This window comes from Parabacteroides leei, assembly GCF_023369805.1.
GTDB classification, from domain to species: Bacteria; Bacteroidota; Bacteroidia; order Bacteroidales; family Tannerellaceae; genus Parabacteroides; species Parabacteroides leei.
On sequence record NZ_JAMBQG010000007.1, the window covers coordinates 196,899 to 219,523 of the forward strand.

Sequence of the window (22,625 nt, forward strand, 5' to 3'; positions counted from 1 at the left end):
AGAACCTGAATATGATCAAGATGATTTCCAACATAAGAAAAACTGTTTTATTACTTGCCACCGGCTGCCTGGTCAGCACCGTTTCCGCTCAGCAGGGAACGGGAGGCAGAGAACGTAGCCAGTATAACAACAACCAGCAGCAACAGCGTCAGCAGCAGCGTGAATATCGTGAAGAACAACGCGATACGACAAAGACTAAAACATCTTACCTCACCGTCTCCGGCGGTGTGGGTTCCTCTTCCTTACGCTATGATCTGGACTATAAGATCGAGGGCTTTCAGGAAAAAGGAAACCGCAACAATAAACTCGGTTATGAAGTAGATATCCGTTACAGTTACTTTTTCAATCCGCACTGGGGGGTTGCTACCGGCGTAGGTATCTCCCGTTATGCCACGGTAGGCAGGCTAAAAGGCGATATGTCGGACGACAAATATATGAAGCTGGGCAATATGATCGATGACGACGACTTCTCCGGCCACCCGCGTGAGTTCGAACTGCGTGCCCGACTGAAAGGCCTGGAAGAAAAGCAGACCGCTTTTCTTCTGGATATACCTTTGATGGCAATATATCAAACACGTTTCGGCGAAGAAGAGAACTGGGGAATGTATGCCGGGCTGGGTGTTAAACTACAAATCCCTGTCCAGACAAAATACAAAGTACAGGGTAACACGACCAGTGAACTGAATGTATCGGGATATTACCCACATATCCCGTCCGATGTAGGTTCACCCTCCGAATCACCCGTGCCTCACCATGGGTTCGGCACGATCAATGATCCGGGTAGTGAGCTCGACTGGAGCGGCAAGAACAAACTGAAGCTGGGTGTAGCCGGGACAGCCGAACTGGGTTTCCTGATATCATTGAACGAAGACAAAGATATCGACTTGCTGTTGGGTGGCTATATCGATTACGGTTTTACCAACATGAAGAAGAAAAAAAACCAGGGTTTGCTCTCCTCTCCTGCCTCTTATCATCCCGAAGGGAATAAGATCGTCGGACAAGGTATCCCGTACAACGGCATGTTGAACTCGGATGTGACCGACAAAGTGAAGGTTATGTCGTTCGGTGTGAAACTAGGGCTTCGGTTCAAACTGAATTGATAAAGTTCAGAGAATCGATATTTAATATATTAAGCGATCAAAAAAGGCCGGAAGTTATTTTCCGGCCTTTTTACTTATCAGGCAATTACTTATTTTTCATTCTTTACAGGGGACCAGTTGTTCCAGTCGGGAGGAGTTACTCCTAGTAAATGTTTTACAAAGAAATCCAGGCGTTTCCGGTCGCCATATTCACCTCCCAGCGTATGGTTACTTCCCGGTACGACTACCAGTTCAAATTCTTTCTTTGCTTTTATAAGGGCATTGACAACCTGCATCGTTGTAGCCGGATCTACATTATCATCCATCTCACCGACCATCAGCATCAGCGGTCGTGTCAATAAATGGGCATTTTCCACATTACTGCAAGCCACATAACTACTATCGACCGGATATCCCATCCACTGCTCATTCCACCAGATCTTATCCATTCGGTTGTCATGACAACCACATCCGGCATAAGCAGCCTTATAGAACTCTGGATGGAAAAGCACAGCAGCCATTGCTTCCTGACCTCCGGCCGAACCACCGAACACACCTACCTTATCGATATCCATATAAGGATATTTTTGTGCAGCCGCTTTCATCCAGGCAATACGATCCGGGAAACCTGCATCTTTCAGATTCTTATAGATAATACTCTCAAAGGCTTTACTACGGAAAGATGTTCCCATCCCGTCGCACTGGACAACGATAAAGCCTAATTCGGCGATTTGCTGATGGAACCAGTAAAACGACCGGAATTCCTTCGGTGTATAGGCACTTCCGGGGCCGGCATAAATATATTCGAGTACCGGATATTTCCTAGACGGATCGAAATTGGTCGGACGGAAAATGACACCCCATATATCCGTTTCGTTATCGCGTCCTTTAGCAACGAAAGGTTCAGGGGCAATCCATCCGCGTTTCTTTAATTCCGTCAGATCGGATTCTTCAAGCGGCATGACCACCTTTCCATCTTTGGCACTGCGCAAAACAGATTTAGGAGCTTTGTCGACCTTCGACCAGGTATCGACCAGGAATTTATTATCAGCCGAAAACCAGGCTGTATGAGTGCCTTCTTCCGGAGTCAGACAAGTAAGGCCGGTACCGTCCATATTGATACGGTAGTAGCGTATCAGGTAAGGGTCTTCATCTTTCACCATTCCACTGGCGGCAAAATAGATAACACGGTTTGTTTCATCCACCTCAACCACATTACGCACATACCATTCGCCTTTGGTGATCTGTTGTTTTACCTGTCCCGTTTGGCGGTCTATCAGATAAAGATGGTTCCAGTTATCGCGCTCGCTCATCCAGATCAGTTCATTCCCGTTAGCCAGGTCTTTGCGGAAATAACGGGTGTAATTGACAAAGGTGTTGCTTGTCTCTTCTACGATAGGGCGCACTTTGCCCGTTTCGGCAGAAAGTTCCAATACCCGGTAAACCTGATGCCCTCGCTGATTATATTCGAAAAGAAGTGACCGGCTATCGTTATCCCAATCCAACCCGTGTACATCGAACTGGGAGGCAAAGAGTTCAGTCGACGGTGCTTTCACCTCTCCTGTCTCCACATTAAAAATATGGGGAACACGGAAAGGAAGGGCATCACCGGGTTTGGCATATTCCCGTTTATGCAGTTTGGGTTGTAACTGGTCTTTCGGTGATGACTCTACGAAATAAATATATCTCTTTTCTGCCGGACGGATCTTCATAGAAGCCACTTTCCGGGAGTCGGGCGACCAACTGACATAGGCAGAGTAATACTCACCGGGAGCACCATCCAGGCTCAGGGCTTTTTCCTGTCCGGTGGCTACATCCTTTACATAGACATTGCTATTTTTAATGAAAGCAATCCTTTTTCCATCCGGAGAAGGGATGGAATCGCCTGTACGTTCCTCATCCGTTTCCGCCCAGTAGCGGTCAGGCCAACGGCGGGTATTTTCTGTGAGCAGGCGTTGCTTCATGGTGTCGGGCATGGCAATACGCGTTTTTTTATCGGCATCGACAATCACGTACTTTTCACCTTCCGGGGTGTTGCGTACATACCAGAAACGATTGGAGTCGCCTATCCAACGAGGATTCATGTTCGAATAAGGAACAGCATCTTTAAACTTCTCAGGTAAAGAAAAGGCACGGGCATAGTCGTCTGCCGTGCCTTGAGCCCTGAGGGTACCGGCAAATAATCCGGTACCCAGAGCTACTAGCAATACTAATCTTTTCATTATCTACTACATATAAAAAATCCAGACTATTCTATAGCCCATTCAAAAAGGCCTGCAGAGTTTTTCTCCGGTTGTACCACTTCCAGTTTAACTGCTGAAGTTTTTACCGGTGTAAAACGGACTGTATTAGGATCTCCCTTGGCTACTCCATATTGAGTGGAGTTTTCTACGGGTTGCCAGCCACCGGAAGCATCTTTATAATAAATTTTCCAGCTTTGTGGGATGCGGCAACCTCCCCAGGGGGCATCATCATACCAATAAACAGTAGTGGAAGATACTTCCTGCGGTTGTTCAAACTCGTATGCAATCCATTCGGTAGTACCTTCCTCCGGCCACCAATGATAATAAGGGGCAGTACGGTCGTTTTCATCCTTCGGAGTCAGACCGTCATTAATAGCAGAAATCGATTTTACCATATGAGAGGCTGTGATTTTTGCTTTTGAAGCGATCGTCGGAGGCATTACCGGACGGGTTGCACTTACATCCTGCGGCAACCAAACGGACATTTCACCGGTACCGCGATGTGCCCAGGCATAATAAGGGATCATGGTCAGGGTGACATCTTTGGTAACCAGGCGACCGGTTTCGTCGTACCCCAACGTTTGTATTTGTGTTTTCAGGCAGTCGATGCCATACAGAAGCTCCGGTTTACGTTCTACGGTGAATTCCGGTTTACGATTCATAAATACGCTCAATACACTGAAGTCGTTATCAGGCCATTCGGCACAATAAACGAGCGGACCACGTTCAACAGATATCTTTCCCCGGTCGGCTTCTACTTTCGAGTTGGCTTTTACGGTACGCGGTTCCATATCGAAATGAACTTCCACGACATCCCCTTTTTTCCACAGGCGGTTTATAGCGAAATAACCCTTATCGAGATTACTTCTGAATGTTTCTCCATTCACTTTTACAGAATAATTCAATTGTTTATTATCGGTAAATGAATATAGATTGCTCGGAACGACTTCACCCTGTACCCACCCCGGTATACGAATCTTTAAGGTGAAGTTTTGTTTTCCTTTCGGAGAAACGGATACGCGGATATCACCGTTCCAGGGATATTCGGTAGTCTGGGCCAAGGTCACTTTCTTTCCTTCTACATTCAGTTCAGATGTGTTACTCATAAACAGATTGACATATACATCCTTATTGTGTACGGCATAAACATATCCGGGTAAAGAAGGAATAAAACGGCAGATATTAGACGGACAGCAGGCACATCCAAACCATGGTTGCCGCTGATGCTGACCGATAGATTCCAGCGGGTTCGGATAGAAGAAACCGCCGCCATCCAAAGATACACCGGAGATCAATCCGTTATACAAGGAACGTTCCAATACATCGTAATATTTAGATTCGCCGTGAAGGAGGAAAAGACGATAGTTCCAATACACGTTACCGATTGCTGCACAAGTCTCGCAATAGGCCGACATATTAGGCAACTCATAATTTTCACCGAATGCTTCACCGTGGCTGGTAGCACCGATACCTCCGGTAACATACAATTTCTTGGTTACTACATTATCCCATATCTTGTCAATGGCATGTACATATCCGGTATCACCTGTCAACGCGGCAACATCTGCCATCCCTGAATACATATAAGCAGCACGAACGGCATGGCCGACAGCCTCATCCTGTTCTAAAACAGGCTTATGAGCCTGACTATAAGCATCGGTACGGGTAGTATATCCACGTTTGTCGAGGAAGAATTTAGCCAGATCGAGATATTTCCGTTCTCCCGTCACCAGATATAACTTAGCCAGTGCCATCTCTGCTATCTGATGCCCGGGAACGCGAACGAGCTGTCCGGGTTTATCCCCTATTTCCCGTTCCACGCAATCGGCATACTTGATGGCGATATTAAGGAAGTTCTTTTTTCCGGTGGCCTGATAATGGGCGATAGCACCCTCGATCATGTGTCCCAGATTATAAAATTCATGGCTCAGGTCTTCCACTTTTTCCCAGCGTTTACTTCCGGCCCATTCATGCGGATGCTCGGGGTTCATGGTACGAGAGGTATATAAATATCCGTCGGGTTCCTGAGCGGCTGCAACTACCGTCAATACACTATCGATATATTTGGCCAACTTTTTGTCCGGATAAGTTTGCATGGAGTAGCTGGCACCTTCAATGGTTTTATAAACATCCGTATCGTCAAAAGCCAGGCCACCGACCTTATACTCGCTACTGGGATGAGCCGCTTTATAGAAATTATCATAACGGCCGGTTTCTTCACATTTGCTGAATGCTAAAGGTATTGTCACTTCACGACTGGCTTTCAGACGTTGTCCCCAAAAGCTATCGGTTACTTTCACGGAAGTGAACGGAACAGGAGTGATCGGATATCCCCCGTCATGCGTTTGTGCACTTCCCGCCAGACATAAGCCGGCTAGTGTTATTACCAGAATATTTTTCATGTTCTATAATATTTTAGTTAACTTTCCATTCGATCACACCACCTGATTCGCCTTTCTGCAAGTTGATTACAAGTTTCAGACCGGAAGTTGTGACGGGTTCGAAGTCGACCGAATTGTAACAATCTTTCTTACAACCGTATTCACCTTTAGCCTTCACGTCTTTCCAGGTGTTTCCTTCCTTATATTGCACTTTCCAGTTAGCCGGAACGCGATAGTTGCCGTCGTAATGATCGAATTCAAGCCAGTAGACTTCTACATTCTTTACTGTTTCAGGCTGATTGAATACATATTCGATAGCTTCTTCCGAACCTGTCTTCAACCAGAAATAATGATAGGGTTTCGACATATCGTCCGAGCTCTTCGGATCCCACTGATCGTTTACACCATAACAATACTCACGACGTTCGATAGGCAGGCCATCCTTCTGGATCGGTGCACTGACAATCGTAAATGACCGGGCACGGGAAGCGATACTTGGTTCCGGAGTCGGTTTTGCATAATCGGCAGACGCCGAGATCCAGACAGCCATCTCCGCATTACCTCGATTGTTCCAGGTTGAATAAGGGATCAGTTTCACCGGTACGTCTTTTTCTGCGATTGTGCCGTCGTCATTACGCTCCAACTCTTTCGCTGTACCTTTCAATTCTACGATCCCGTTCAGTTTGTCTTTTTCAAAGGTATAAGACAGAGAGGCATTTTCCGGAAGATACTTATTGAATACATGGTGGTCTGGCTGATCCACTCCTTCGAGACAATAAACGACCGGACCACGTTCGATAGCCAACAAACCTTCGTCTGCTTTCACTTTCTCATGTGCCTTGACACGGCGAACATCCATCGGTAGAGATATTTCTACTACATCACCGGCATTCCACTGGCGTTCGAGAGAAATATAGCCGTCATACGCTTTACTTTTAACAGCCTTACCATTCACTTTAACCTGGTATTTATCCGATTCTTTGGATGTAAAAGTATACAAGTCGCTTCCGCTAACGGGTTCATTGTCAGCCCAACCCGGTATACGCAGTTTTAATGCGAAATTAGTAGCTGTTTGCGGTGTAACTGTTAATTTAACAGCTCCATCCCATGGATATTCAGTTTCCTGATCCAATTCAACTTCATTTTCACCCAGTTTCACTTTACTGTTGCTACCAATGTACAGATTCACAAAAATGCTATTTTCCTGAATGGCATACATATACATCGGAACAGAGGCCATAAAACGGGTTACATTACCCGGACAGCAGGCACATCCGAACCAGGGAGCACGTTCATGCTGTCCCATCGATTCCAGCGGATTGTCATAGAAGAATTTATCTCCACTCAAAGAGACACCGGAGATCACACCGTTATATAGAGCACGTTCCAGCACATCCACATATTTAGCATCACCGGTTGCCAGGAACATACGTTGATTCCAGTATACATTAGCGATAGACGCACATGTTTCGCAATAAGCACTGTGATTATGTAATTCATATTCTGGTCCGAAACCTTCACCTTGCGCTCTCGAACCGATTCCACCGGTAATATAAAGTTTCTTGGTTGCCATATTATTCCAGATACGGCAAATAGCGTTAAAATAGGCTGAGTCTTTTGTCAAAGCGGCAACGTCGGCCACTCCGGAATAAAGATAACCGGCACGTACGGCATGACCGACAATCTCTTCCTGCTCCAGGATAGGCATGTGATCCTGGCTATATGCATTTAACCGATGCCCGTCTGTACCGCGTCCCGCTTCTTCCACAAAGTAACGGGCCATATCCAGATATTTCTGTTCACCTGTCACCTTATACATTTTAGCCAACCCCATTTCAACAATAGGATGCCCTGACGGAACATGCTTCTGCCCTTCATTAGGACCGAACACCTGACAAACCAGATCCGCATTTTTTATAGCGACATCCAATAAAGAACGTTTTCCGGTAGCACGATAATGAGCTACGGCTGCTTCATACAGGTGACCGCAGTTATAGAGTTCATGACTGTTCAGTTTTTCCCAACGTTCTTTCCCCCACCAACGTGATAACCGTTCGCATTTGTTCGTTACGCAGGTAGTCAGATAACCATCCGGTTCCTGGGCGACACCAATCAGAGTGATAACACTATCCAGATAGGCATCCAACTGAGGATCATATTTAACAGCCAGAGAATAAGAGGCTCCTTCAATGATCTTGTACGGATCAGTATCATCGAACGGGAAATCGCCTTTGTGTTCGCCTTTGATAAGTCCGCCGGCAAGGGCAAAGTTATCGAAACGTCCGTTCAACTCACATTGTTTGAATGCAGACGGGATAGATACAGTCCGGTTTACTTCGATACGGGGAGCCCAAAAATTATCTGTCAGATGTACTTCGGTAAACGGGACCTCTACGATCGGTTCTGTGGATGTATATTTATCAGGAATAGACTGACAGGCAAAGAAACCGATAACAGGGATCGATGTAAATAATAAATCTTTCAGCATAACGCAAATATTTTGTTTTTGACTAATCGATAAAATCTTGAATGCAAAGAAAAATAATAAGAAACTCTTTCAATAAAAATATTGTCCATTAGAATAGCAAATTAGACTATTTTACCATTCTAATAGACTGATCCTACATTATTGTTGTTGTTTTAATGAGATAGCGAAACCTCCTCCTGGCGCCATCAACAGTTTTAGTTGAGTTTGTGAAGTAACTGTTTTTACTTCTTTTTTATAATCAGTAGCCTGCTTGGCCGCGTTCACTCCATCTTTAAATATGGTAGCTGTATAGTTACCGTTACCCAGAAAAGAGAGATCCAAAGTAACTTCACGCGAGTCCCAGTTTGTCATTCCACCAATGTACCAATCTGCTTCCACACGACGGGCCGATACGATATATTCTCCCATCGTGCCCTGGAGAATACGAGTTTCTTCCACTCCGGTATTAGGAATACTGACTATAAAATCGGTACACTCTTTTTCTTTCCGATATATGGTCGGGTTATCAGCCAGCATCGTCAATGGAGAGTCGTGTACGACATAGGCAGCCAACTGATGACAACGTGTCCCCTGGCTCATCGGGTTATAGTAAATATCTTTGAAATCTTTTTTAGAGGCATTTCTCATCGCTCCGGGAGTATAATCGACCGGGCCTGCCATCATACGGATATAAGGCATTATCACATCATATTGCATCATATCTTTTTCAACCGTACTCCATTTCATTTCTTCCATACCGAACACACTTTCAAAATTGATAATGTTCGGATAAGTACGGTTAAGACCTGTCGGTTTATAGATTCCATGCAAATCGAGCGACAACTTATATTTAGCGGTTGTTTCAGCTATCCTGTAAACCATTTCCACTGCTGTCTGGTCATCCCGATCGAGAAAGTCGACCTTGAAACCACTGATTCCCATTTCCGAATATTTCTTGCACGCGGCTTCCAGCTGTTCATCGAGAACATTAAATACAGTCCACAAAATAATATCGACCTGTTTACTTTTAGCATAACGAACAAGTTCCGGCAAATCAAGATCTGGAATAACTGTCAACATATTTCCTACTTTCGGGTCATACCATCCTTCGTCGAGAACAATAAATTCTATATTATTTTCAGAAGCAAAATCGATATAATACTTATACGTATCCATATTTATACCGGCTTTGAAGTCGACACCGGAAATCCCCCAGTCATTCCACCAATCCCAGGCTACTTTACCACCTTTCACCCACGAGCAATCACCGATACGATTGGGAGATGCCAAAGCATAAACCATATTGTTAACCGGCATGTGAGTATCTTTTTCCGAAATGGCCAGAATACGCCAAGGGAAACTTCGTGTTCCGGTTGATTTTGCAATGTACTCACTACGTTCGGCAACATAACTCATGTGTCGCCACGGATGATAATCCATGCGGGAAGGATACGGAGCAAACTCGCCTTTCAATGACGTTGTCCGGCCGTCCCCTTTTATAAACATACCCGGATAGGCTTCCAGGTCTGATTCTGTTATTGTCAGTTTCACTCCATTACCGTAAACTACCGTTACCGGAAGAAATGCTACATTTTCCGTATCGAAGGAGGTTAATGGCGCCTTCACATACAAGTTCTGAAAAGCCATGGCATAAGGATCTTTCCCTTTAGCTGCAGTGGAATAGGCCATATAAGTCGTATAATCTTTATCAAAATTAAACTCAGCCAATTCCCCCTGAATGATCATCGGTTTCTTCCCCACTGAATAAAAACGATAGGCTACACCTTCATTGTAAGCACGAAATAGAATTCCATAATCCCCTTTCATCTTTAAATCCAATTCATTACAGACAGATTGAAAAGAAGGTAACCGGTAGTGCGGGGATACAATTTTTTCTGAAATATTTTTACGTTTCTGCGAACGGATATGTGTATCAGTCCCCCACTGGGTTCCCTCTTCCAATCGCATACCCAATCTACTGTCTTTCAGCAAACACTGGTCTGCCCGGTAAACAGAATAGGTCAATAGTCCGTTTTCTGTTCGTATCTCCACCTTCAATATTCCATCCGGAGATAATAAAACTAACGGTTTTTCTGCTGCATTTACACAGAAGATACCCAACAGACAAATACATACAGTCAAAAAAATGTTTTTCATATTCGTATACTATTATTCGATATTAGTACCCGAAACCTTTATTTTATAAGGCCATTGGGCATCACTCTCCGTCGAGGAATTCATCCAGTGTTCTGTGGGTGCCCCCATTACAACGAGCCACAAATAGGATAGTTTTGTATCCATAGGAGTTGTAAAAGAAACCTGTCCTTCCGCATCGCGTCCAACAGTTCCCAAAACAGATTTTCCATCCGCCGTAACACCGACAAAACCATAACGCCATCCGGCTTTATCCGCATGAACCAGATTATATCCGGTTGCATCAGGCAAGCCTTTGAAATCGACTGTAACCGTTCGGTTCGTTTCCGGAACTTCCAGTTTAATGGCATTGAATCCATAATTTTCAGGACATACTTCCTTCACTACCCGCAACCAGCCGTTACCGTCATCTTTCAAGTTTGCTTTAAACGGAGCAAACGAGTTGGCCCATTGCCGGGTGATATCATAAACACGGTCGTAGTCAAGATTTACCAGATGTAAATAGGCATCCATCATTTCGTCATTGAACTGTTCCTGGGTCATTTCATGCATCCTTTTATAGGTAATGACGGGGTCTTCCCCTTTCAAACCTTGCCGAAACATTTCTGCGATAACCGGCAATCCACGCTTTACCCCCCAATATTCCAGTACATAAGGGGAATGATAGATATTATCGACATGAAGAAAAGCTTTGTGTGTCAATTCTTTGAAAGCTACCCAATGATAGTTTTCATCTTTCATCCAGTCAGGATTCACCTGCCAGAGCATCCATTGGGAGGCCATTTCATAAATACCGTTTCCTCCCCAAGCCTCGCCTTGTCCGTCAGCAATGATCTGTAGTTGGAAGCTATGGCCAAGTTCATGAGCCACGGCATTAAGTTTTTGATCCTGCAAACGATTCGGTGCCGCCCAGAATGCTCCGATTTTGTTATCATAAGTTCCTCCATAGGCTGTTCCTTCCAGTGAATACATGATCATAACCATCATCCGGTATTTTTCACTTAAGGAACCTGGCTTCACGAATTGCAGTTCATCACGAAAATAGGTATAGAATGTTTCCAGCTTCTCTTTCAAATTTTCCAGATCCACCTTCATTGACTTTCCTTCCAATTCCGGTGGGTTGGCCAGACCTTCACCAAAACCTTTCTGCCAATAGATAACTAAATTATCGGTATAAGCCATCCGGTTATAAGAATAGTCGTTATCATTTGTCCACCAGTCTTGTCCGGAAAAATCTTCGGGACGATAGAGTTCTTTCCCCTCAGGAAGCTTTCCGATTTTCCCGATATCAGTATCATCACCATCCTTACTGCACGAGGAACAGGCAGCTAGCAAAATGAAACAGCATGTTATAAACAAGACAAGCAGTGATTTAAGAAAACTAAAGAATATCTTCATGTTATTACTATTTCAAGATTACCTAAAAGGAGAGTGTTTCAAAATATCTTACTTTTGAAACACCCTTACTTAACATTATTCCATTATACCAGTCACAATAAACTCTACAAATTTGCTTTTATCAGCCTTTAGAGCATAAACGAAACTTACTTTTACAACAGTTCCGGAAGTAATACCGGAATAACGTCCGATATTTACACAACCATCTCCTGTTTCTGCGAAAAATACAGCGGTATCTCCCCAATCACAAACCTTTGCATCAGCCGTCAACCAGTACCCTAAACCATTTGCCGTATAATTGCATGTTTCATCCCAGCTATCATCTGCTCCAACAAGATACATAGCCATCGAACCGGTTGTGCGATCTTCAGAAACGGCTGCAGAGAATTCTTTAACTGTCATACCCATACATGTTTTAATAACATCCTCATAGTCAGAAAAATTAACAGCAAATGCAGAATAATCTCCGGCAGGAATTGTTTCGCTAATAACAATACGTCCCGGATCTGTAACAGTTATATTGAAAGAGAAGCGTACATAATCATCGAAATCCATACCATTATTAATAGCAAAACCAACATTTAATGTCAAAGCTGTACCAATAGGAGCTGATTCTTCCACATTGACTGACAGAGCCTTATTGGCTGCATCAAGTTCTACACTGACAATACCGGAAGAGGCATCGCATACACCACCGGCCGTATTAAAATACCAACCGTTCGAACCTTTTGTTGGAGCCGTTTTATTCCATATATTTCTTGATATATTGATAGGATAGAAAACAACACTGCCTGATGACATGGCAAACAAGGCTTCATCTACCGTCATTCCCAGATAAGCTTGGAACTTTTCCGCATAATCATTTAAAATGATAGACTTTGTTTCCAGCCGGGTGATAGGAAATTCCATACTGGTAGAAACTGTTGCATCTAAATTTGTCTTCAAATAGGGGTTTTCGTTTTCCCCATACATGTGCTTACTGGTGGCATCCTCCGGATCTGTGCTGCATGCAGCCAATGACAAGGTAAAACAACCAATCAAAGCATATATAAAATTCTTCTTCATTGTAGTATTCTTTTTAATTAATAAACTTTTCGGTATTGGATTAATATCCCGGATTCTGTATCAACTTGATATTACCGTCTAATGCAGACTTAGGCAATGGGAAGATATCACAATGTCTGTCTGTCATATCGGCCTTTGCATCTTTGCAAAACCATGACTTGCCATTATAAACATTCTGATTTGTACCCTTAATGCGGAAACGGATCAAATCCTGACGACGGTGGTGTTCTGCCACAAATTCCCAAGCAAGTTCGTCCAACAATCCGCCCAATTCAATATCGTCGCCACCTTCTTCTGTGATAATCCATTTATCCGATTCGCCCATGATACCCTGATTCTCACGATGTCCATAATTATAGCGACTGCCACCTTTCAGTTGGGCTACCGTAACTGTAGCCTTGTCGGGATCCGATTTGAAAGCACGCTGACGAACCTGAGTAACCAAATCAGCAGCCGTTTGTTCGCTTTCGCCGTTATATCCTCCCAAGCGGAGTAAGCATTCAGCCTTTATCATATACGCATCAGCCAAACGGAAGAAAGGCACATCATCGTAAGAAGTTCCATAATCGCCCGAAAGGATTTCATATTTTACCAGACGCTCACTCTCAAAAGGATAGCAACCCGGATTATCAATACTGTGTAACTCTCTGGTATAAACCAAAGGTTCGCTATCCACATAGATAGGAGCACCAGCATAATCATATTGTTGTCCGGAAATCCAGCAATCTTCATAACGGCTGTCATTTTTATCATAGGTCTCCAGGAATTGGGGCAGAACGGCTGCACCACCAGTTGCCCATCCGTTAAACTGCCAGGTTGCACGTCCGGCCACATGCATCCACATATTTGCCATATAGTTACCTCCGGCATAATTAAACTCAAACGGAATACCAAAGATAATTTCGGGTGAGCCGGAAATATCTTCCTTGAAGTTATCCGAATAATTAGCAGACAATGAGAACTTACTACTGTTAATTACCTCATTTACTTCATCGATAGCCTTTCCATAATAGGAATTATCTGAATAATCTTTGAACCAGGCATTATGATTCAGATATATTTTAGCTAGAAGCATATTGATGGCGTAATTATTGAGTTTACCCATTTCAACTTTATCCCCGCATTTTCCTTTTACATCGATCAGTTCACTAGTCAGGAAATCCCACATCTGGTGAGGAGTAGCCTGATCTGGCAACCAACCGTCTTCATGATTAAACTGGGTGTCTAGCGGAATGTTACGGTACAAGTCAAATAAAATGTAATAATATAAAGCACGGTAGGCTCTTAGTTGAGCAGAAGTAGTTTCATCTGCAGCAATGATTTCATCTGCCAACAGTTTGTTACAAGCATTGATACCGGCATAATTACGGTTCCACGTATCGTTAAAGTGAGCAATTTGTGAATGAAACTGATGTTTGTGCATAGACACATACAAGTCACCCCAACCAATGCTGATTCGATAAGGGATACACCATGAATCGGATGACTGGTCCATCATATCCGCATAACTGTACCACCCCCAATACACATCACGCAGGCTGCTATATACCGGAGCAAACATAGCTTCCCTGTCTTTATCAGTAAACTCATATTTTTCAGAAGCAATCGTATCGTAAATCGTTTCACTCAAGTCGGTACAGCTACCTAAAGATAGAACAGAAGCTCCTATTGCTGAAACTAAAAGTGTTTTATTGAATATTGTTTTCATATTAATTTTTCCATTTAATAGTTAGAAAGAGACATTCATACCAAATGTAAATGAGCGGGTAGATGGATATTTATCGCGCCAGTCAATGCCTATAGACCATATGTCCCCATTCGACATTTCAGGATCCAGGCCGTCATATCCGGTGATACAGAATAAATTGTCAGCTGAGACATAAGCGCGGATAGCCTTTACATATTTGTTGCTCTTCAATGGGATATTGTATCCCAAAGTGAGGTTGGTCATCTTCAGAAAATCTCCGTTTTCCAGATAATAACTTACAAATGTTTGCTTCTGGGCTGTCGACAGTGTATATTGTCCGTCATAAGGAGCATTCTGTACTGATTTAAGACGATTATAAGCAATAGAATTATTTTCGTAATAAGCACGTGGTTCATTCAAAATCTTAAAGCCGAACTGACCGGTCAACTGGAATGACAAATCAAAATCTTTGTAACTGAAAGAGTTGGTCCAGCCCAAATAGACTTTAGGAAGAGCATTTCCCAAATACTGGCGATAGTCGTCGTTAGACAACATTTTGTCGGCAAATTCTTCAATTTCACCAGTTTTCACATTTTCAACCAACCAAAGACCGTTTTCAGAAACACCCACCGACTTCATACCAAAGAACTGTCCGACAGGTTTGCCTACCTCCATGCGCTGAGTAGAAATAGAGATAGGTTCACCTAATACGGCATGGTCAATCTGGTTGGAAGTTTCATATAAGTCATTGGAAAGGTTTAACAATTTGTTTGCATTGTGAGAAGCCGTGACAGTAGTCTTCCATTCGAAATCTTTCGCTTGAACAGGAATGGCATTGATAGCAATTTCAATACCCTGGTTACGCATTTCACCCACATTAGCTAATGTCAAATTATATAAGTTTGGGGGGGTTGGTACCGTATAGTCCCATAACATATCTGAAGTTTTCTTCTGATATACATCGATAGATCCACTCAAACGGTCATTCAATACTCCCCAGTCTAAACCGAAATTGAACTCTTTGGAAGTTTCCCATTTCAAATTAGGGTTAGGATTGGAAGCTACATTTAAGCCCTGTTTCCAGACGCCATTGTCATAAAAATAAGGGGAGCCATAAGTATACTTGGTCAATGAGTTATATGAATCCCCTGTAATAACACCAGTCACACCATAACCGGCACGTAGTTTTAAGTTGCTCAACCAGTTAACATCATCCATAAACCCCTCATTACTGATAGTCCATCCTAAAGAGACAGAAGGGAAAATAGCCCATTTGTTATTCTCGCCAAACCGGGAAGAACCCTCACGACGAACACTGATTAATGCATTATATTTATTACCATACCCATAGCTGACGCGTCCAAAGAAACCGATCAGAGTATTTTCATTCTTATAACTGCTCATTCCTGCTTTTCCATCTTTCAAAGCAGTTCCAAGTCCCAGATTATTATACTGGTAAAAATCTGTCGGGAAATCATAGTTGTTAGCACTGAAACCTTCATTCACATTATATTGGTAACTATATCCCAACAAAGCGTCAAAACGATGTTTGCCCCAAATATGATTATATTTGGAAGTAACCTCCAAATTGTCTGTGGTATATTCATTTTCAGACTGATAAGCGTACCCTGTATGATTTTCACTCTTTTGTGAATAATATTCTGAATTATAATATCCGCGGTTATGGTCATTCGTCGTTCTGCGCCCTACCATCAGATTGGTTTGCCATCCTTTGAACGGTTCAAAAGTTACATTACCTGTCATACGAGTGTTTTCACTGGTATATTTACCATCTTGTTCACGAATGATACCCACTGGATTATAATAATAGTTTACTGCAAAGTTTTCGTTGAAAGTACCATCTTCATTCCAAATAGATTCTGTCGGATTACGCATGATAGCCTGACGGTAAATACCGGCAGTCGCTGCATCAATAGGGCCGTTTTTGTGAAGTGTCTTTACCATATTCAAATTAACCTTCAACATATCGTTGAGCATCCAATGCGAAACATCAAAGCTCATTTTCATCTCTTCGTTGTAAGTTTCAAGTATGACACCTTCTTCCTTGCGGTAAGTAAAGTCTGCAGAATAGGTCGTGCTCTTTGAGCCGCCGCCAATATTGAAATTGTGGTTATGAGTAAATGCTTTACGGGTAACAGCGTCCAGCCAGTCTGTATCATATCCCTTATCCGTAAAGTTTGTCAACCCTTGGCGAATCTCATCCCCCCCATAAAAATCCAGTGTCTTCCCGAATTGGGATAAAGACATATAACCTGAATAGTTAGCAGAAGCACGCGATTCGCGTTGGCCATTCTTTGTCGTAATCAATATAACACCATTAGCACCTCGTGTACCATATATGGCCGCTGCAGATGCATCCTTCAGGACATCGATAGAAGCGATATTCTCTGGCGCAACAGTACCTAAACCTCCTTCTATACCATCAACCAACACTAACGGAGTAGAACCGCCCTTCAATGAAATTACACCACGAAGGCGGATAGTAGATTCCGCATTCGGATCACCGGATCCTTTAGCGATTGTCAAACCGGCCACTTTTCCTTTAATCAGTTCGGCTGCATCTCCTATCTTACCTATTGTGAAGTCTTCCGCTTTAACGGACGCAACTGCACTGGTGACATCTCCTTTACGTTGAGTTCCGTAACCAATAACCACCACTTCGTCTATCAACTTGGAGTCATCTTTTAAAGAAACGTTGATTGTTAAATTGTTACCCACCTTAATTTCTTGGGTCTGGTAACCAATATAAGAAATGACCAATATAGAGTTGGGATTTTCTACATTCAGTGTATATTTACCGTCAAGATCGGTAACTACGCCATTTGTTGTTCCTTTCTCAACTACATTTGCTCCGATAATCGGTTCTCCATTAGCATCTGTTACCATACCGCTAATAGTTCCTTTCTGTTGTGGCATTCCCACCTCCACTCCAACATCGCCTTTTAAAAATGTTGTCGAAGAATAAACTTGTGGTGTATTACTTATCAACATACATAATGCGACGACAGGTAATTTCTTTTTAGAATTAAAGTTCATTTTCTTTAAGTATTAATTTAGTAAATAGATTTTTTCATCGCTGTTCACTGATGCAAATAAAGTGTAATACATCCATTTTATATAGAAAAATAGTCCAATTGAATAGCAAATAAGTGCATCTTTTACATTTACAGACAACACACACTCCACACCATATAAATAAAGGTTTAAAGCAACGTGGTCTGGACTAATTTACTATTCCGTTAGACTAATGATATTGTTTATATATATCAAAAAACAATATCCGCGAATCGAAAACATATAAAGAATATCCGTTAACAGAATCAATCTGTTTATTTTCTATCTACAAAAGATGGAATGTCCAATGTGTCAAAATGTTATTTCATGCCATTCCTGGATCGGTTATACAGGGAAGAGATGGAACAGATAGATTTCACGAAACTCTCCAGGGGTATAAAATTATCAAACAGGCGATTTATGACTGAATAACACAGCGGCTAGATGGATTTTCTCGGCTTATCACATCTGTTTATTTTATAAAATCGACATCCGCTTTATTTATGTCATTTCATTTCTATCCTTTTTTACAGATGTTCCAGAAACGAGAACTGCTAAAAAACATACAATTCAGATTAAATAGAGCGTTGGTTTATCCACTATACAACTTCTTTTAACACTTTTCCGGTCTTAAACAAACCACCATTTCGTTTAAAACAAAAAAAACTTCGTTTTAAACGAAGTGATAATTTCTTTAAAACGAGTTTCTAAAAATGATTTACAGGGATATTTGTTAATTATTGTAACAATAAATACTCCAAAAGCATTATTCTGAAATATTCAAGCGTTATCCATTCATCAAAAAGCCAAGCATACTAACACAAAAACAAGCAATCAGCAAACATTTTGTCTCAATTTATTCCAGCAAATAGAATAACCTATGACTATCCATAATTGACGCTACATGAAACCTTCATTTCAGGCAAAGCACTTAATCCCCATTTAGAAATAGTGTATTTTTTACCTGCACTGCTAAGATATTCTATATATTTTCTACCTTTGTATTCAATACTGTATCTTCAAAATAACATGAGAGCACTATCTATTGTCCGGTACATTAAGATTATTATAGTATTCCTATTATCCTGCCAATGGATTTATGCGGAACAATTCAGATTCATCCACTATGAAGTTGAAAACGGATTATCTTCCAATACAGTTCGCAGTATCATTCAGGATAGTCGTGGATTTATGTGGTTTGGCACAGAAAACGGATTAAACAGATTTGACGGCTATCATGTGAAAGTTTTTAAAAATATAATAGGTGACTCTACTTCTATCGGCAATAACTATATATATTCATTATTAGAAGATTCTGAAAAAATATTTTGGATAGGAACAGATGAAGGCGTCTATATCTACAATCCAGAACTGGAACAATTCAGATACTTTGCCGCTCAGACAGACAATGGGAAAAAAATCAAGAGTAACATAACAGCTATTGCTGAAGCGCCCAATGGAAATATCTGGTTTGCAACGTTAAGTCAAGGTGTTTTCTGCTTCAACAAACAAGCACAACAACTAAAACATTATGAATCCATATCGGATAACAGCAATTCACTGATTTCAAACACAATATTCTATTTACACATCGATAATCAAGGTTCGATATGGGTTGCTTCCCAACAAAACAAAGGAACCATAAATCGCTATGACCCGGAAAACGATCAGTTCATCACATATCAGATAACGAAGATGAACGGAGAGCCTTGCAACTTACGGATCTATGCCATTGAAGATGGAGACGAAGATAATCTATGGATAGGAACTTGGAATCATGGCATTTGTCAGCTAAACAAAAAGACATTAAAAATAGAATCGTTCCTGGTACCGGGAACACAGAACGGAATCTCTCACGTTCACTATATCACCGAATACCAACCGGGTATTTTATTAATTGGCTCCGACGACGGACTTGCTTATTTTGATACAAAAACGAAGAAAGCAGAAGTAATGACAGCCACCGAATTAAAAAACAGTAGCCTTTCCAATAAATTTATCTATCCCATCTATAAAGACCGGGAAGGTGGTGTTTGGGTCGGTACTTATTATGGTGGTGTCAACTATGCCGCTCCGATGAAAGGAATGATCAACGGATATACCCATTCGGATTACAGTAATTCTGTCGGTGGAAATATTATCAGCTGTTTTTGTGAAGATCCATCCGGTAATATCTGGATCGGTTCAGACGATGGCGGACTGAGTTATTTTAATACGCAAAACAAAAAATTCACGAATTATCAGCCGGATCCGAACCGTAACAGTCTTTCCTACCATAATATCCACGCCTTGTTCCTGGATAACGAGAATTTATGGATCGGAACCTATTCTGGTAATCTGAATATATTAAATACCCGAACCGGTAAATTCTCCCAATATTTCGCCGACTCAACCGAAAAGACTCCTTCGGATATGAGCAGTGTGTATTCTATCTATAAAGACAAACAAAACAATATCTGGTTGGGAACCATGCAGAGCATCCTGCGTTATGACCGCCCAAACGATAGTTTCAGTAAAATCAAAGAAACAGGAACAACTACCAGTTGTATATTGCAGGATTCAGACGACAATATATGGTTTGCCACACTGGGTAAAGGACTCTTTTGTTTTAACCCGAAAACAGAGAAATGGGAACAATATACATTAAACCCTGATGATAAAAACACCTTATCGACCAACCAGATAAATAGTCTCTGCCTGGATGACAAACAACAATTATGGGTAGGAACCGATAACGGAATATGCCGGTTTGATAAAACAATCGGAAACTTCGTACGTGTACCGTTGAACATATCACAAGCAGCCGTCACCGGTGTCGTTTTTAATCTGGGCTATTTATGGATCAGTACGATTAACGGGCTTATATCCTACTGCCTAGAGACCGGAAAACAACGGATCTTCTTTAAGAGCGATGGACTACAAAGCGATCAATATGGAGTCAATGCCGTCTTACTGGCATCCTCAGGACTTTTATATCTGGGAACCACCAACGGCTTCTGCGAACTCGATACTCGTACCATCACCCTTAATACTTATATACCGCCGGTAGTAATTACAAACCTGCAAGTATTCAACAAAGATGTAAAAATCGAAAAGCAAGGTATTTTGCCTCAGTCGACAACCAGCATTAAAGAAATAGAACTCTCATACAAATATAATGTATTCAGCATCGAATATGTGAGCCTCAGTTATAGTGTACCGGCCAAAAACCAATATAAGTATAAACTGGAAGGTTTCGACAAAGACTGGAACTTTGTAGGTAACCAGCGAAAAGCGACCTATACAAATTTACCGGCTGGAAAATACAAGTTCCATGTAATGGGTTCAAATAACGATGGCGTATGGAATGAAGAGCCTACAACCGTAGATATTATCATTCATCCTCCCTTCTGGCGTTCACATTTTGCCTATTTCATTTATATCATATCAGTCATAGGATTGGTATGCTACATTATATATGCCATGAAGCTACGAACAGAAAAACGTCATAAAGCCCGTATGCTTCAACTGAGTGTGGAAAAAGAGAAGGAACTGCACGATGCCAAGATCAATTTCTTTACATTGATCGCCCATGAAATACGAACACCGGTCTCTTTAATCATCGGGCCGCTTGAAAAAATAATGGAAACCTCATCAACTCTTCCTACAACGATCCAGAGCGCATTAAATATAATCGACCGCAACAGTCAGCGGCTCTTGTCATTAGTCAATCAGTTGCTGGATTTCCGGAAAGCGGAACAGGGAGCATTCGTGATCAATTTCTCCGAACAAAATATCCATGAATTACTTCAGAACCTGTATGATCGTTTCAAACCGATGATCGAACAGAAAGGTTTCATCTTTTCTTTTGATATGTCAGATAAAGGAATTATGGCCATTGTCGATCCCGAAGCGATAACCAAAGTCATCAGCAACCTGCTGACCAATGCCACTAAATACGCTGCCGGTAAAATTACAATGACCTGCGGGATTCATAACAAGGTTATTGTCATCAAAGTATCGGATGATGGCCGGGGAATATCCGAACAGGAACAGCACAATATATTCCTTCCTTTCTATCAGACAGCCCAAAGCCATAAACCGGGTACAGGACTCGGACTTTCGCTGGCAAAATTACTGGTAGATGCCCATCACGGCATGATTGAAGTAGAAAGTAAAGCAGAGCAAGGTACAACGTTTACCGTTACAATACCGTTGGAACAACCCAATGTCGTTCCGGCCGAATCAAAAAAGGATATAGTAACAGACTATACGGTTTCCGAAGAGGAACCGTACACCGAAGATGCCACCAGTCAACTAGTCGTATCTTCCAGCCGTCCCACATTATTAATAGTAGAAGACAATACCGACATGAGGAACTTCCTCCATGACAGTTTCAAAGAGACATACAATATTTTATTGGCAGAAAACGGTCAGGAAGGATTAGAACAGCTGAAAAAACAACCAGCCGATCTTATCATAAGCGACGTGATGATGCCGGTTATGGATGGTTTCGCTTTTGCCAAAGAGGTAAAAGAAAATGTTTCTTACAGTCATATTCCATTGGTATTGCTGACTGCGAAAACCGATAATATATCGAAAGTAACCGGTATAAAGTCCGGAGCAGATGCCTACATCGAAAAACCTTTCTCAACACAAGTTTTACGTGCCCAGATCGAGAATTTGCTCGAGTCGCGGAAAAAACTGCGAAAGAAGTTTTCAGAAATGCCGTTCGTTCCTCTGGATAGCGTAGCTGTCAATAAGGCTGACGAACAGTTCTTGTCGAAGATGAATGAGATCATTGAAAAAAATATATCGAATGTCGACTTCTCCATCGATATATTGGCAGAACAATTATGCATCAGTCGGTCAGGTTTGTTTGCCAAAATAAAAACGCTGGTAGAAATGACCCCGAATGAACTGATACAGCTTGTCCGTTTAAAGAAAGCCGCAGAGTTGTTAGCAACACAGAAATATCGTATCAACGAAATATGTTACCAGGTTGGATTCAACAACCCTTCTTATTTCTCCAAATGTTTTCAGAAACAATTCGGAGTTTTGCCGAAAGATTTTATGAACAAAAAAAACTAAAGCAGT

At 42.0% G+C, this 22,625-nt stretch carries 10 protein-coding genes; 2 read left to right on the plus strand and 8 right to left on the minus strand.

Annotated features, from left to right (window positions below):
• Positions 1 to 11: 11 nt before the first annotated feature.
• Positions 12 to 1,100, plus strand: a complete 1,089-nt coding sequence (locus M1P97_RS12440) for an outer membrane beta-barrel protein (RefSeq protein WP_249389256.1) — start codon at positions 12 to 14, stop codon at positions 1,098 to 1,100.
• Positions 1,101 to 1,189: 89 nt separating this feature from the next.
• On the opposite strand, the gene M1P97_RS12445 is transcribed toward M1P97_RS12440, so the two are convergent.
• The 8 genes from M1P97_RS12445 to M1P97_RS12480 form a co-directional block, all read right to left on the minus strand.
• Positions 1,190 to 3,301 carry a S9 family peptidase gene (locus tag M1P97_RS12445; RefSeq protein WP_249389257.1) on the minus strand — a complete coding sequence of 704 codons (2,112 nt, stop codon included), beginning with the start codon at positions 3,299 to 3,301 and terminating at the stop codon, positions 1,190 to 1,192.
• Between the two features lie 26 nt (positions 3,302 to 3,327).
• On the minus strand, positions 3,328 to 5,724 hold the full coding sequence (locus tag M1P97_RS12450) for a glycoside hydrolase family 127 protein (RefSeq protein ID WP_249389258.1): 2,397 nt from the start codon (positions 5,722 to 5,724) through the stop codon (positions 3,328 to 3,330).
• Positions 5,725 to 5,737: 13 nt separating this feature from the next.
• On the minus strand, positions 5,738 to 8,191 hold the full coding sequence (locus M1P97_RS12455) for a glycoside hydrolase family 127 protein (protein WP_394803910.1): 2,454 nt from the start codon (positions 8,189 to 8,191) through the stop codon (positions 5,738 to 5,740).
• Positions 8,192 to 8,329: 138 nt separating this feature from the next.
• Positions 8,330 to 10,327 (minus strand): glycoside hydrolase family 97 protein, encoded by a 1,998-nt coding sequence (locus M1P97_RS12460; protein WP_249389259.1) that lies wholly within the window; start codon positions 10,325 to 10,327, stop codon positions 8,330 to 8,332.
• 12 nt (positions 10,328 to 10,339) lie between these two features.
• Entirely contained in the window at positions 10,340 to 11,722 is a 1,383-nt protein-coding gene (locus tag M1P97_RS12465) for a DUF6055 domain-containing protein (protein ID WP_249389260.1), read from the minus strand.
• A gap of 75 nt (positions 11,723 to 11,797) precedes the next feature.
• Entirely contained in the window at positions 11,798 to 12,787 is a 990-nt protein-coding gene (locus M1P97_RS12470; RefSeq protein ID WP_195374581.1) for a DUF4859 domain-containing protein, read from the minus strand.
• Positions 12,788 to 12,827: 40 nt separating this feature from the next.
• Positions 12,828 to 14,495 (minus strand): RagB/SusD family nutrient uptake outer membrane protein, encoded by a 1,668-nt coding sequence (locus M1P97_RS12475; protein ID WP_195374582.1) that lies wholly within the window; start codon positions 14,493 to 14,495, stop codon positions 12,828 to 12,830.
• Between the two features lie 21 nt (positions 14,496 to 14,516).
• Positions 14,517 to 17,411, minus strand: coding sequence for a SusC/RagA family TonB-linked outer membrane protein (locus tag M1P97_RS12480; protein ID WP_249389288.1), 2,895 nt, complete (start codon positions 17,409 to 17,411; stop codon positions 14,517 to 14,519).
• A 1,167-nt stretch (positions 17,412 to 18,578) separates the two neighbouring features.
• Here M1P97_RS12480 and M1P97_RS12485 point away from each other — a divergent pair.
• A complete protein-coding gene (locus tag M1P97_RS12485) occupies positions 18,579 to 22,619 on the plus strand; it encodes a two-component regulator propeller domain-containing protein (protein ID WP_249389261.1) in 4,041 nt (1,346 codons plus the stop codon).
• Positions 22,620 to 22,625 lie beyond the last annotated feature (6 nt).

Bases quoted from the DNA above. Each gene is read 5' to 3' on its own strand.
- M1P97_RS12440 (WP_249389256.1), top strand. From the start codon at position 12: ATGATCAAGATGATTTCCAACATAAGAAAAACTGTTTTATTACTTGCC.
- M1P97_RS12445 (WP_249389257.1), bottom strand. From the start codon at position 3,301: ATGAAAAGATTAGTATTGCTAGTAGCTCTGGGTACCGGATTATTTGCC.
- M1P97_RS12450 (WP_249389258.1), bottom strand. From the start codon at position 5,724: ATGAAAAATATTCTGGTAATAACACTAGCCGGCTTATGTCTGGCGGGA.
- M1P97_RS12455 (WP_394803910.1), bottom strand. From the start codon at position 8,191: ATGCTGAAAGATTTATTATTTACATCGATCCCTGTTATCGGTTTCTTT.
- M1P97_RS12460 (WP_249389259.1), bottom strand. From the start codon at position 10,327: ATGAAAAACATTTTTTTGACTGTATGTATTTGTCTGTTGGGTATCTTC.
- M1P97_RS12465 (WP_249389260.1), bottom strand. From the start codon at position 11,722: ATGAAGATATTCTTTAGTTTTCTTAAATCACTGCTTGTCTTGTTTATA.
- M1P97_RS12470 (WP_195374581.1), bottom strand. From the start codon at position 12,787: ATGAAGAAGAATTTTATATATGCTTTGATTGGTTGTTTTACCTTGTCA.
- M1P97_RS12475 (WP_195374582.1), bottom strand. From the start codon at position 14,495: ATGAAAACAATATTCAATAAAACACTTTTAGTTTCAGCAATAGGAGCT.
- M1P97_RS12480 (WP_249389288.1), bottom strand. From the start codon at position 17,411: ATGCCACAACAGAAAGGAACTATTAGCGGTATGGTAACAGATGCTAAT.
- M1P97_RS12485 (WP_249389261.1), top strand. From the start codon at position 18,579: ATGAGAGCACTATCTATTGTCCGGTACATTAAGATTATTATAGTATTC.